This window comes from Amycolatopsis sp. NBC_00438, assembly GCF_036026695.1.
Classification (GTDB): Bacteria; Actinomycetota; Actinomycetes; order Mycobacteriales; family Pseudonocardiaceae; genus Amycolatopsis.
In genome coordinates, this window is sequence record NZ_CP107923.1 from 1,516,377 (window position 1) to 1,528,499 (window position 12,123).

10 protein-coding genes are annotated in these 12,123 nt (G+C 73.5%); 6 read left to right on the top strand and 4 right to left on the bottom strand.

Features of this window, described 5'->3' with window-relative positions; genetic code table 11:
• The first annotated feature begins 133 nt into the window (after positions 1-133).
• From OG494_RS07275 to OG494_RS07285, 3 genes are read left to right on the top strand one after another with little or no spacing between them, the layout of a single operon-like run.
• Positions 134-613, top strand: coding sequence for a MarR family winged helix-turn-helix transcriptional regulator (locus tag OG494_RS07275; protein ID WP_328453202.1), 480 nt, complete (start codon positions 134-136; stop codon positions 611-613).
• Between the two features lies 1 nt (position 614).
• Positions 615-1,721, top strand: coding sequence for an FAD-dependent oxidoreductase (locus OG494_RS07280; RefSeq protein WP_328453204.1), 1,107 nt, complete (start codon positions 615-617; stop codon positions 1,719-1,721).
• Positions 1,718-2,401, top strand: coding sequence for a VC0807 family protein (locus OG494_RS07285; protein ID WP_328453206.1), 684 nt, complete (start codon positions 1,718-1,720; stop codon positions 2,399-2,401). Before OG494_RS07280 ends, OG494_RS07285 begins: the two co-directional genes overlap by 4 nt.
• A gap of 36 nt (positions 2,402-2,437) precedes the next feature.
• Here OG494_RS07285 and OG494_RS07290 read toward each other — a convergent pair whose 3' ends face one another.
• From OG494_RS07290 to OG494_RS07300, 3 genes are all read right to left on the bottom strand, one after another.
• Positions 2,438-2,794, bottom strand: coding sequence for an STAS domain-containing protein (locus OG494_RS07290; RefSeq protein WP_328453207.1), 357 nt, complete (start codon positions 2,792-2,794; stop codon positions 2,438-2,440).
• A 127-nt stretch (positions 2,795-2,921) separates the two neighbouring features.
• The gene (locus tag OG494_RS07295; RefSeq protein ID WP_328453209.1) at positions 2,922-4,757 is read right to left on the bottom strand and encodes a GAF domain-containing SpoIIE family protein phosphatase; all 1,836 of its coding nucleotides are present in this window, start codon (positions 4,755-4,757) and stop codon (positions 2,922-2,924) included.
• A gap of 135 nt (positions 4,758-4,892) precedes the next feature.
• Complete coding sequence (locus OG494_RS07300; RefSeq protein ID WP_328453211.1) at positions 4,893-6,977, bottom strand: glycosyltransferase family 4 protein; 2,085 nt, start codon at positions 6,975-6,977, stop codon at positions 4,893-4,895.
• Positions 6,978-7,033: 56 nt separating this feature from the next.
• Here OG494_RS07300 and OG494_RS07305 point away from each other — a divergent pair, with 56 nt between their 5' ends.
• The 3 genes from OG494_RS07305 to OG494_RS07315 all read left to right on the top strand — a co-directional run bounded on the left by OG494_RS07305 (position 7,034) and on the right by OG494_RS07315 (position 10,492).
• Positions 7,034-8,413 carry a glycosyltransferase gene (locus tag OG494_RS07305; RefSeq protein ID WP_328453213.1) on the top strand — a complete coding sequence of 460 codons (1,380 nt, stop codon included), beginning with the start codon at positions 7,034-7,036 and terminating at the stop codon, positions 8,411-8,413.
• A gap of 221 nt (positions 8,414-8,634) precedes the next feature.
• Positions 8,635-9,528, top strand: coding sequence for an oxygenase MpaB family protein (locus OG494_RS07310; protein WP_328453214.1), 894 nt, complete (start codon positions 8,635-8,637; stop codon positions 9,526-9,528).
• A 112-nt stretch (positions 9,529-9,640) separates the two neighbouring features.
• A complete protein-coding gene (locus OG494_RS07315; RefSeq protein ID WP_328453216.1) occupies positions 9,641-10,492 on the top strand; it encodes a MerR family transcriptional regulator in 852 nt (283 codons plus the stop codon).
• Between the two features lie 18 nt (positions 10,493-10,510).
• Here OG494_RS07315 and qcrB read toward each other — a convergent pair whose 3' ends face one another.
• Positions 10,511-12,100: a cytochrome bc1 complex cytochrome b subunit gene (gene qcrB / locus OG494_RS07320; RefSeq protein ID WP_328453218.1), complete on the bottom strand. Its 1,590-nt coding sequence runs from the start codon at positions 12,098-12,100 to the stop codon at positions 10,511-10,513.
• Positions 12,101-12,123: the final 23 nt, after the last annotated feature.

Here is a 12,123-nt window from a genome sequence, read left to right on the forward strand (position 1 = left end):
GTTGCCGGTGCCGGTTCGCGGGCGCGGCGTCCTTCCTCCTGGACCCTGAGGTAGGTCGAGGGGGGATCAGGGACATCCCCGAACTTCTCGCAAACCACTTGTTTGCGTGGCGCAAATAGTGCACCTTGGAGTCATGCCCCACGACTACGAGGACCTCGAGCAGGTGGTCTACCCGCTGGCCCGGATCGGCCAGGCGATGCGCGGCGCGCAGAACAAGGTCATCGACCCGACCCGGCAGGCGATCCTGCAGCAGGCCGCCGTCAAGCAGCGGGTGCGCCCGTCCGAGCTGGCCGCGGAGCTCGATCTGTACCCGTCGTCGATCACCCGGCAGACCCGCTCGCTGGAAGACGACGGCCTCATCGCGGTCGAGGCCGATCCGGCCGACCGGCGGTCCTGCCTGATCTCGCTCACCGAGGCCGGCTGGGACGAGGTCCGCAGGCTGACCCGGCTCGGGCTGGACCGGTTCGACGGCTTCCTGGCCGACTGGGACGCCGAGGACGTCCGGACGCTCGGCCGGCTGCTCACCCGGCTGGAGACCTCGGTCGGCGAGGCCAAGCGCCGGGCCCAGCGGCCCGGTGGCCGGCCGTGGCAGCAGCGGGCCGGGGGCGAGTGACGTGCACGTGCTGATCGCGGGGGCCGGCGTCGGCGGCCTGTGCCTCGCCCAGGGGCTGCGTGCGGCCGGGGTGCGGGTGAGCGTCTTCGAGCGCGACCCGGACCTCGGGGAACACGACCAGGGCTACCGGATCCACATCGACGGCCACGGCGGCGAAGCACTGCGACGCTGCCTGCCCGGGCACCTGTACCGGCGCTACCTGGCGACGTCGTCCGTGCCGGGCGCGGGCCGGATCAGCACGCTCGGCACGGACCTGACCGTGCTCTCGACGTTCGACGTCGGCACCGGCGGCGAGCACAGTGCCGTCAACCGCCGGACGCTGCGCCAGATCCTGTTCGCCGGACTCGAGCCGGACGTCCACTTCGGACACCGGGTGACCGGAACGGACCAGGACGCGGCCGGCGTGCGTGTCCGGTTCGAGGGCGGCCGGGAGGTCCGCGGCGACGTCCTGGTCGGCGCCGACGGGGTGCACTCCGCGGTCCGCGCGGCGGTCGCGCCCGGCAGCCCCCCGATCGACACGGGACTGCGCTGCGTCTACGGCCGGACGCCGCTCGCCGCGTTGCCGGGCCTGCCCGCCCGGTTCTTCGACGGCTTCACCGCGGTGGCCGGCGACACGGCGACGCTGGCCCTCGCCGCGTTCCGGGCGCGCACACCGGTCTTCCCGCCGGAGCTGACCCCGGTGGCCGACTACCTGATGTGGGCGGTGGTCGGCGCGGCGCCGGACGAGCGGGAACCCGGTGCGCTGCACCGGTTCGCGCGGGACGTCGTCCGTGACTGGCACCCGGAACTGGTGCGGATCGTGCGGCACGCCGACGTGCCCGCGACGTTCCGCACGCCGATCCGGACGTCGCCACCGGTCCCGCAGTGGCCGGCCGGGCGGATCACGGTGCTCGGCGACGCGATCCACGTGATGCCGCCGTCGGGTGGGGTCGGCGCGAACACGGCGTTGCGGGACGCGGCGCTGCTGGCCGAGGGCCTGGCGAGTGGTGATCCCCTGACGGCGATCGCCTGGTACGAGAAGGAAATGCGGGAGTACGCCACGGCCGTGGTGCGCCGCAGCAACCAGGCCGCGGGACTGCGCGGCCACGGGACGGGGGAAGACCGGTGAAGGAGAGGATCCGCGCGCTGGCGCCGTTCGCGCTCGACGTGGTGCTGCCGATCGTCGCCTACTGGCTGCTGCACACGGTGTTCGGGCTCAGCCCGTTCTGGGCGCTGGGCATCGGCGGCCTGGCGACGACGGTGAACGCGATCGCCACGACCGTGCGCCGGGGCAAGCTCGACGGGTTCGGCATCCTGGTGGTCGTCGAGGTGGCCCTGTCGGTGGTCCTGCTGTTCGTCAGCGGCGACCCGCGGGTGCTGCTGCTGAAGCCGGCGTTCTTCGTCGGCGTCGCCGGGGTGTACGCGCTGGGCACGTTGTTCGTGGGCCACCCGCTGGTCCTGGACACCGGAAGGCCGTTCGCCACCGGGGGTGACCCGCGGATGGCCGACGCCTACGACCGCAGCTGGGAGGCGTCCCGGCCCTTCCGCACCGCGATCCGCTCGGTGACAGTGGTGTGGGGCCTGGGTTTTCTGCTGGACGCCGTGCTGCGGGTGCTCATCGTGTACAGCTTCCCGCCGGAGGAGATCACGGATTCGCTGCTGTTGTCGCAGGTCCCGTTGCTCGCGGTGCTGGTGGTGATCATCGGCTACACCCGGTTGCGGATGCGCCGGGTCCGCCCGATCGTGCTGGCCGCCCGGGACGGCCGGCCGCCCGGATACCCGGGGGCCCCGGCGGGGCATGCGGGATAGCCCGGACCGGCGTCACGGGTGCCCGGCCACGCCGGGCTAACCGGCGATTGCGGCCTCGACGTCGGCGTAGGTGGTGAACTGGGCGTTCAGGCCGGTGACCTCCAGCACGCGCGTGACGGTGCGGCTGGTGGCGACCAGCGCGATCGTGACGCCGGTGTCGCCGGCCCGGCTGCGGTGGTCGGCGAGCAGTTCCAGGCCGACGGAGGCGAGGAACGTGACCGCGCGCAGGTCGATCACGAGCCGCTTGCCCGCCCCGGCGGCCGCGTCCTCATGGGCCTGCGTGGCGACGGTGCGGGCTTCGGGTGCGGTCGCGAGGTCGAGTTCGCCGGTGAAGGCGAGCACGACCGCGCTTTCACGCCGGGTGATCGTGCCGAGAAAGGCGGGGGCGGTCACGGACGGACCTCGTTCCAGGCCGGGGAGGCGATGACCGGCGGTGCGCGGTCCGCGAACGTGCGGGGATGGCGATCTCCCCGGCAAGGGCGTGTCACCACATGGACCCGACGGTACTGCGCGCGGCCGGTTACCGCCGATCGGTGGCGGGGAGGTGGGCGGCGAGCACGACGACGTCGTCGTCGTGCGGGGTGCCGTTGCCCAGCATGCGGCGGATGGTGTCGTCGACGAACCGGGCCGGGTCGGTGGGGTCCAGCGCGGCGACGGTGTCGCGCAGTCGGCGGATGCCGATGTCCAGGTCGCTCCCGCGGCGTTCGACCAGGCCGTCGGTGTAGAGCACGACGGTGTCGCCCGGCCGCAGCAGCACCTCGTGGTCGGTGAGCGGGGCTTCGCGTAGCTCGGGGTAGCCGAACATCAGGTCCGCGCCGGTCAGGACCGTGGTGGTGCCGTCGGGGTGGCGCACGATCGGCGGGAGGTGCCCGGCGCTGGCCCAGCGCAGCAGCCGGCGGCCGTCGGTGTCGGGGCGCAGGTGGGCCTGCAGCACGGTGCCGGTCGCACCGATCCCGGTGGCGGCGCAGGCTTGCTCGACCGCGGCGAGGATGGCCGAGGGTGGTCCGGCGGGACGCTCCCAGGCCGCCTGCCGGCCCATGCTGCGGACCTGGCCCATCAGCGTGGCGGCGTGGATGTCGTGGCCGGTGATGTCGCCGACGGCCAGCGCGACGGCGTCGCGGTCGGCGCCGTCGACGGTGTTGAGGTCGATGGCGTCGTACCAGTCGCCGCCGACCTGCTCGAGCCGCCCGACCGGCAGGTAGCGGGCGGCCAGCCGCACGCCGGCCAGGTCCGGGAGCCGGGTCAGCATCGCTTCCTGCAGCTCGCGCGCGACGGTGACGCGGTCTTCCACGAACCGGGCGCGTTCCAGGGTGTGCCCGACGTAGCCGGCCAGCGTGGTGATCACGGCCTGCTCGTGGACGTCGACGTCGTGCGGGGTGTCCCAGCCGAACAGCAGGACGCCGGCGACGCCGTCCGGTCCCGGCAGCGGGACGCAGGTGATCGCGTGCAGGCCCAGTTCGGCGTAGCGGCGCTGCGCGGTCTCGGGGAACGCGGCGGCGATGGCTTCGGGGTCGGGGTAGAGCTGCAGGTTCCCTTCGCGGGCGGTGAGCGCGATCGGGGTGTCGTCCTCGACGTGGGAGAACGCGTCACCGGATTCGGGGCCGAGCGCTTGCAGCGGGTCGTCGATGCGTCGCAGGTCGCCGCCGCTTTCGGTGAGGGTGAGCCCGACGTAGGCCGGTTTCAGGTCGCCGGAGACCAGGTCGGTGACGATCTCGCGCAGCTGCGAGATGTCGTCGGCGCGGGCGAGGGCCTGCGACGCGGTCAGCAGCAGCTGGGAGCGGGTGAACGCCACCCGCAGCATGGCCTCGGCGGTGTCGGTGCGGGCGCGTTCCTGGTGGGCGTCCCGGGTGGCGATGCGCAGCCGCAGCTCGAGGGAGCAGCTGTGGGCGAGGTCGGCCAGCACGGTCAGTTCGTCCTCGCGCCACCGGCGGGGCTCGTGATCGATGACGCACAGGCTGCCCAGGACGCGGCCGGCGGCGTCGGTGACCGGGAGCCCGGCGTAGGCGCCGATGCCGGCGTCCGCGACCACCGGGTTGTCCCGCGACCGCGGATCGGCGGCGGCGTCTTCGATGATCAGCGGAGCACCGGTCACCACCTCGTGGCGGCACAGCGACACCGAGAGCGGGGTGCGCCGGGTGTGTGCCCACGGCTCGCCGAGTCCCGCCAGGCCGGGGAAGACCTGGTCCCGGTCGGTGACCAGGGAGACCAGCGCCACGGGGGTGCCGACGCGCCGGCGTGCGCGCTCGGCCAGCGCGTCGAGCGCCGCGTCGGGCTCGTTCCCCAGCCCGGTCTCGGCCAGCGCGGCCAGCCGGCCGGGATCGGCCAGCTGCGCCCTGGCGGCGTCGTCTTCGGTCATCGCAGCAGCACCTGCACCGTCGGATTCCTTGCTCGTTGGGCCGTGGCCAGGGTCAAATACCCAACCGAGGTCCCGGCCACGCAGGTCTTTCGGGTCCCGGCCGACGCCGATCGCGGGGTCGCCCGTCCGTGCTCGTCAACGCCCTGCGGGCCGGTCCGGCGAGGCCGGCCCCGGGACGACACGCGGAGGCTCGGCGACGCTGCGCTGGTACACGTCGGCGAAGCGCCCGGCGACCAGGTCGATGCCGAACCGCCGGGCCACGGTCGCGCGGCCGGCGGCCGCCGCGGCCCGCGCCCGGACGGGATCGTCCGCCGCGGCGCGCACGAACGCGGTCAGCGCGTCGGCGAACCGGCCCGGCGTCGCGGTGTCGGCCAGCATCCCGTTGCGGCCGTGTTCGATGTAGTGGCCGAGCCCGCCGCGGCGCGGACCGAGCACCAGGAGACCAGCGTCCATCGCTTCGAGCACGGCGATGCCGAACTCCTCCTTGCGGCTCGGGCACACGTAGAGGTGTGGTGTCGGTACCGGGAGCCACCGGGCGAGGCCGTGTTCGAGCAGGCGGACGTCGTCGTTGCCGAGCGCGGGCAGCACCGCGAGCCGGCCGGTCGCCTCGGGGTGCTTTTCGCACAAGGCCAGGATCCGGTCGAGGACGTGGGTTTCCTCCGCGGTCGGGGCGGCCGGGTCACCGCCGACGAGCACGAGCGCGGTCTGCCGGTGCAGGCCCCGCGTGAGCCAGGCTTCGACCAGCAGGTCCTGTTGCTTGACCGGGTGCAGCCGGCCCACGGACAGGACGATCGGCAGGCCGCGGGCGGCGTCGCCCAGCCGCGGCAGGCCGGCGGGCGGGCCGAAGAGGGATCCGGCGAGCCGTTGCTGGCGGGCGTCGGCCGTGGGCACCCGGGGCAGCAGCGGGATCCCTTCGGCGACGGATTCCGGTTCACGCCCCCGCAGCCGCGGGAAGTACCCGGAGAGCTCGCCGCCGGGACGGCCGGGCAACCCCAGCAGGGTGTCCGCGGTCGCGACCAGCCGGTCGGCGGTGTACATCCGGTGCAGGTCGAACCGGGCGGCGGCCGGATCGGCGGGGCGGGCGGCGGCGTGCCGCTCGGCGAGCGAGCGGTGCGGGTCGGCGGTGAGGGTGAACACGGTGCGGGCGCCGAGAGCGCGGGCGGCCTGGGCGATCGCGGCGGAACCGTCGTCGGAGTACCGCACGTGGACGACGTCCGGGGTGCAGCCCGAGAGCCACAGCAGCCGCCGGGCCAGGAACGTGATCGCCGGGCGGTGCCGGGACAGGTCGATCTGGGCCGGCGCTCCCGGCGCGTCCACCGGGAGCCGCAGCACCACGTGCCCGGCCCCGTCGGGCTCGGCCAGCGCGGGCCGCTCGGCCAGCCGGTCCCGGGCCAGCAGGGTCAGGGTCACCACCCGGGCGATCCCGGCCCGGCGGGGGAGGGCGTGCCCGAGGTGGCGCAGCAGGACCGTCAGCCCGCCGCTGGCGCCGGCGCCCGGGTGGTCGAACGAGCCCAGCAGCATCGACTGGGCCACGGTCAGTCCCGGCCGGTCCGGCGGCGGGACCGTCCACAAGGGAGAGCCGTCGGGGACGCCGCCCGGCCGGGCCAGGCAGATCGAGGCCAGCACGCGGTCGTAGGGGTCGTCGGTCGTCTCGTGGACCGACGCGATGGCTTCGGCGGCCTCCGGGTCTGCGTCGCACTGGGACAGGTAGCGCAACGCCGCGTGCCGGTAGCCGCGGTCACCGTCGATTCCGGCGATCACCTCGGGCACCGGGAAACAGCGGAGCGCGTGGCGTTCGGCGAGGTCCAGCAGCAGGATCCGGCGACGCGGTGACGCACCCGCGGCCGCCGCGCCGATCGCCGCCGCGGCGGCCGCCGAGCCGTGGGCGGCGACAGCGTCGCCGAAGATGTCCATGGCGACCGCCGTCACGAGGGAGTCGATCAGCTCGTCGCCGGTTTCCGGCGTGGCCGCGAGGACTTCGGCGGGTGCCGGGGCGACTGGTTCGCGCGCGAGCGCGCGCAGGGCGGCCACTGCGGAGTCCGGGTCGTGCCGCGCCGGACGGAGACCGGCGTACTCGATCAGCGCCGGGCCGGCGAACGACGGGTGGAGGGCGCGGCGGACGTCGTCGATCCGGTCCGGGGACGCCCCGGGGCCGAGGGCGCGCAGCCGGGCCACCGCGTCGGTGGGATGCGTGGTGGTCGTGGTCGCCGAAATCGTCACAGCGGGGCTCCCGTGCTCAGGCCGTAGGGTCGGTGGGGACGGAGAAGGAGGTGCGGATGACCGCAGCCACGGGACCGCGGATCGCCGTGGTGAGCCCGCCGTTCGCTTCGCACGCGCGTCCACTCGCGACGGTCGGCGCCGCGCTCGCGGCCGAGGGCGCCGAGGTGACTTTCGCGTGCGCGCCGGCGTTCGCGGGCCTCGCCGGCGAACACGGGCTGCCCTTCGGCGCTCTCGCCTTCGGGGACAACGCCAACACCGGCATCGCCGAGCGCACCCAGCAGGAAGCCGCCGGAGCGGCCCGGCTGGCCGAATTCCTCGACGCGACCCGGGCGGGCGCGATCCCGGCGCTGCTCGCCCAGGCCCGGCACCGGCGGGCCGACATGCTGCCCGATCCCGCCGCGGTGCTGGCTTCGGTGCGGGAGTTCGACGACCGCGTCCGGCCGGACTGGTACCTCGTGGACCAGCTGGCCTACGCCGTCACCCTGGCGATCCACAGCCTCGGCCGGCGCTGGGCGGCCTACTGCCCCGGTCACCCCGGCTACGTCCTGGACGGTCCCGGGCGCTTCTTCGGGCTGCCGCCCTACTGGCCGGACGCGATCCGGCCCGGCGCCGGCGAGCTGGCTCGCCTCCGCGCCGAAGCCGAGGCCAACGACCGGCTGTTCACCGAGCTGTTCACGGCGTTCCTGACCGAGCACGCCCCGTCCCGGCCGGTGCCGCCCAGCGCGTTCGGCCTGACGTCCGCGGAGGCGGTGCTGTTCAACTACCCCGAGCTGCCGTGGCTGCCGGACCTGCCGCGCGGCCCGGCGCTGCGGTTCGCCGGGCACTGCAGTGATGTCGGGAAGACGCGCTTGGCCGGCGACTGGGTGCGGCGGATCGACCGGTTGACCGACGGCGGGCGGCGCCGGCTCGTGCTGGTCTCCTTCGGCACGTTCCTGTCGGCTCGCGACGACGTGCTCCGCACCGTCGTGACCGGCTTGCTCCGGATCCCCGACATCGCGGTCCTGGTGGCGGCCGGGGACCGCGTCGCGCCGGTGCGGGCGGCGTTCCCCGGGCACGACCGGGTCGAGGTCGAAGACCAGGTGCCCCAGCGGGCGCTGCTGACCCGGGTGGCCGCCGTGGTGCACCACGGCGGGAACAACACCTTCACCGAGTGCCTCGCGGCAGGCGTACCGGCGCTCGCGTTGCCGTTTTCCAGCGACCAGTTCGCCGTCGCCCACGACCTGGAGCGCATCCCGGCCGGCCGGGTGCTCGACCCGCACGGCCTGACCCCGCAGGCGGTCACCGGCGCCATGGCCGCCGTGCTCGCGACCGCTCATCGAAGCCGGGAGGCCGCGCACCGGCTGCTCGCCGGGCGTGGCCCGCGCGAGGCGGCTCGAAGCTTGCTTTCGGCCATGAGTCACCTTCCGGCCGTCGATCCAAGGACGATGCAAACGTAGGCGGAAGCTCCGGAGGTTGTCCGCGCTCGGTCGGCGGTGATCCACTGCAGAGCCCCCGCCGGAACGGTCTGGCTGCCGCGTTTCGGCAGGTAGGCTGAGGGGGGACAGGCCGCTCGGGCGACGCGGAAAAGTCGACAGTGAGTCGAATCTGCATCGCAGTTGCATCGAAGTGAGGATTCGGCAGGACGGAGATCGGGCCCATGACGAGGTCGTGGACAAGGGTGGCGCAGGTACGTGAACGGGCTCGCGACGCGCTCTTCGCGCGGGTGGCCGGCCCGGACGGGCCCCGCAACCGGGACCGGATCCACCACGCGCCCGGCCCGCGGTGGTTCGCCCCCGACAGCGCGATCTGCCGGGTGCACGGCGACACGGCGATGTTCGTCGGCGGGTTGCGCGCGCTGCTGCTGCAGTCGCTGCACCCGTCGGCGATGGCCGCGGTGGCCGCCCATTCGGGGTACCGGGGCGACCCGTGGGGCCGGCTGCAGCGCACCAGCACGTTCCTCGCCGTGACGACGTTCGGCACCACCGAGGACGCCGAGCGGGCCGTCTCGGCCGTGCGGGGCGTGCACCGGCGCGTGCGCGGCACCACCGCGGACGGGCTGCCCTACCGGGCCGACGACCCGCACCTGCTGAAGTGGGTGCACATCGCGGAAACGGACAGCTTCCTGCGGGCCCACCAGCGGTACGGCGCACATCCGCTCGACGAGGCCGGGTGCGACCGCTACGTCGCGGAGACCGCGCTGGTCGCCGAGAAGCTCGGCGTCCTCGAGCCGCCACGGACGCGGGCCGAGCTCGACCGGGCGCTGGCCGCGTACCGGCCGGAGCTGCTGGGTGGCGCGGACGCGCGCCAGGCGGCCCGGTTCCTGCTCGTCACCCCGCCGATCCCTTGGCCTGCCAGGGTTCCCTACGCCGTGCTCGCGGCTTCCGCGGTCGCGCTGCTGCCGGTGTGGACCCGGGCCCGGCTGCGCCTGCCGTACTTGCCGGTGGCGGAGGCCACGGTCATCCGGCTGGCGGCCGCCGCCTTGGTCAAGGCGGTGCGCTGGGCCATGACCGCGCCGGAACCCGTGGCTGTCCCGGCGCCCGAGGGTCGCCTCCGGGCTCGCACCGGCGGGTGAACAGGACCTGTCTCGTGCTGCGATGCAGCCGCGATGCAACTGTATGCTGTGGCGAGACCGGTCGTCATCCACGCAGGTGGGGGGCGGTGGCAGGCGAACACCGGGAGACGGCGTGACCGAGACGTCCGAAGCACGTTCGCTCGGCTCGAGCGAAGTGGCGCGAGCGCTCGGGGTGTCCCAGGTGACCCTGCGGACGTGGGAGAAGCGCTACGGGATCGGCGCCGCCCACCGGGAGGGCAACAACCGCCGGCGGTACACCCCGGAGGACGTCGAGCGGCTGCGCCGGATGCGGGCGCTGCAAGCGCAGGGCACCAGCGCGCGCGACGCGGCCCGTCTCGTGTTGTCGCGCTCGGCCGCCGAGACGACCGTCCGGCGACGCCGGGAGCGGCTCGCCGAAGCCGCGGAGTCCTTCGACCTGCCCACGATCGGCGGGCTGGTCGACGACGCGTTCACCAGCCTGGGCGTGGCCAAGACGTGGACCGAGGTCGTCGCGCCGGTGCTGCGCGTCATCGGCGAACGGTGGGCCGAGCACGACGATCGCCACGCGATGGTCGCCGAATGGGCACTGGCCACCACGGCCTCCGCGGCGATCGACCGGTACGCCGCCCCGGCGGCCGCGCTGCCGGGCTCGGCGCCCGTGCTGTTCGTCTGCGGCCCGACCGAGCGGCACGAGCTGCCGGTCAAGATGCTCAGCGCGGCGCTGAGCGACGACGGGGCCGCGGCGGCGTTCCTGAGCGGACCGGTCTCGGCCGACGTCCTGCGGGCGATGTCCGCCCGGTTCACCCCGCGCGACGTCGTGGTGTGGTCGATGACCGCGCAGTCGGCCGATGTGCGGCTCCTGCGCGTTCTGAGCGCCGAAGGGGTGCCGGTGCGCCCGGCGGGTCCGGGTTGGCGGGGACTGCCGACGGTGGGCGAGCCGCTCCCGCCGTCGTTCACGGAGGCTTTGGGTTCTTTCGGCAGCTGATCCGGCCGGCCGGCGCGATCACCGGCGCCCTCGTTGCAACGCACGGGTTTCGTCGTCGGGATCCGGGCGCAGCAGCGAACCCGGCACCGCGTGGCCGGCGGTGCCCAGCTTGTTCATCTTCTTCGGCACCGGCGCGCCCTGGTATTCGAGCGGGATCGCGTGGCCGTGGCGGTCGACGCCGCCGAGCGGCTGGTGGACTTCGATGAACTCACCGTGCGGCAGCCGCTTGATGATGCCCGTCTCGACACCGTGCTCCAGGACTTCGCGGTCGGCCCGCTGCAGGCCGACGCACAACCGGTAGGCCGCGAAGTACGCCAGGGGCGGTCCCACGAGCAGACCGATCCGCCCGGCCCAGGTCAAGGCGTTGAGCGAAACGTCGAACTCGAACGCGAGGATGTCGTTGAAGCTCGACAGCGTGAGCACGAGGAAGAACGTGATGGCCATCGCGCCGATGGACGTGCGGACCGGGACGTCACGCGGTCGCTGCAGCAGATTGTGGTGCGCGTTGTCGCCGGTGAGCTTCCGTTCGATGAAGGGGTAGCTCAGCAGCAGCGTCACCAGCACGCCGATGCCGATGGCGCCGGCGAAGAAGACCGGCGGCACGGTGTGGTCACCGAGGTAGAGCTCCCACGCCGGCCAGATCCGCAGGAGACCGTCGGCCCAGCCCATGTACCAGTCCGGCTGGGACCCGGCGGAGACCTGGGAAGGGTTGTAGGGACCGAAGTTCCACACCGGGTTGATCTGGAACAGGCCCGACATCAGCGCCAGCACGCCGATGACCAGCGTGAAGAACGCCCCGCCCTTGAGCGCGAAGTACGGCATGATCCGCACGCCGACGACGTTGGTCTCCTTGCGGCGCACACCCGGGAACTGCGTGTGCTTCTGGTACCACACCAGCGCCAGGTGCGCCCCGACCAGCGCGAGCATGATACCCGGCAGCAGCAGGATGTGCAGCGTGTACAGGCGCGGGATGATCTGGTCGCCGGGGAACTCCCCACCGAACAACGCCCAGTGGATCCAGGTGCCGATCACCGGGACCGACAGCACGATCCCCGACAACGTCGCCCGGATCCCGGTACCGGAGAGCAGGTCATCCGGCAGCGAATACCCGAAGAACCCCTCGAAACACCCCAGGACCAGCAGCAGACCACCGATCACCCAGTTGGCCTCACGCGGCTTGCGGAACGCGCCGGTGAAGAACACCCGCAGCATGTGCACCGCCATCGACGCGACGAAGATCAGCGCCGCCCAGTGGTGCAGCTGCCGCATGAACAGGCCACCGCGGACGTCGAAGGAGATGTCCAGCGTCGTGCGGAACGCCTGCGACATCTCCAGGCCCTGCATGTTCTTGAAACTGCCGTGGTAGACGACCTCCTGCATGGAGGGGTCGAAGAACAGCGTCAGGTACACCCCGGTGAGCAGCAGGATGATGAAGCTGTAGAGCGCGATCTCGCCGAGCAGGAACGACCAGTGGGTCGGGAACACCTTGTTCATCTGGTGCCGCAGGCCCTTGGCCAGGCGGTAGCGCTGATCGGCGTTGTCCGCGGCGTCGCCCACCGCCCGCTCGATTGCGCCCGACCCCTTGGTCGGCGTGGTGAGTGAACTCATCGGCGACCCTCCTCCGGCAGTTA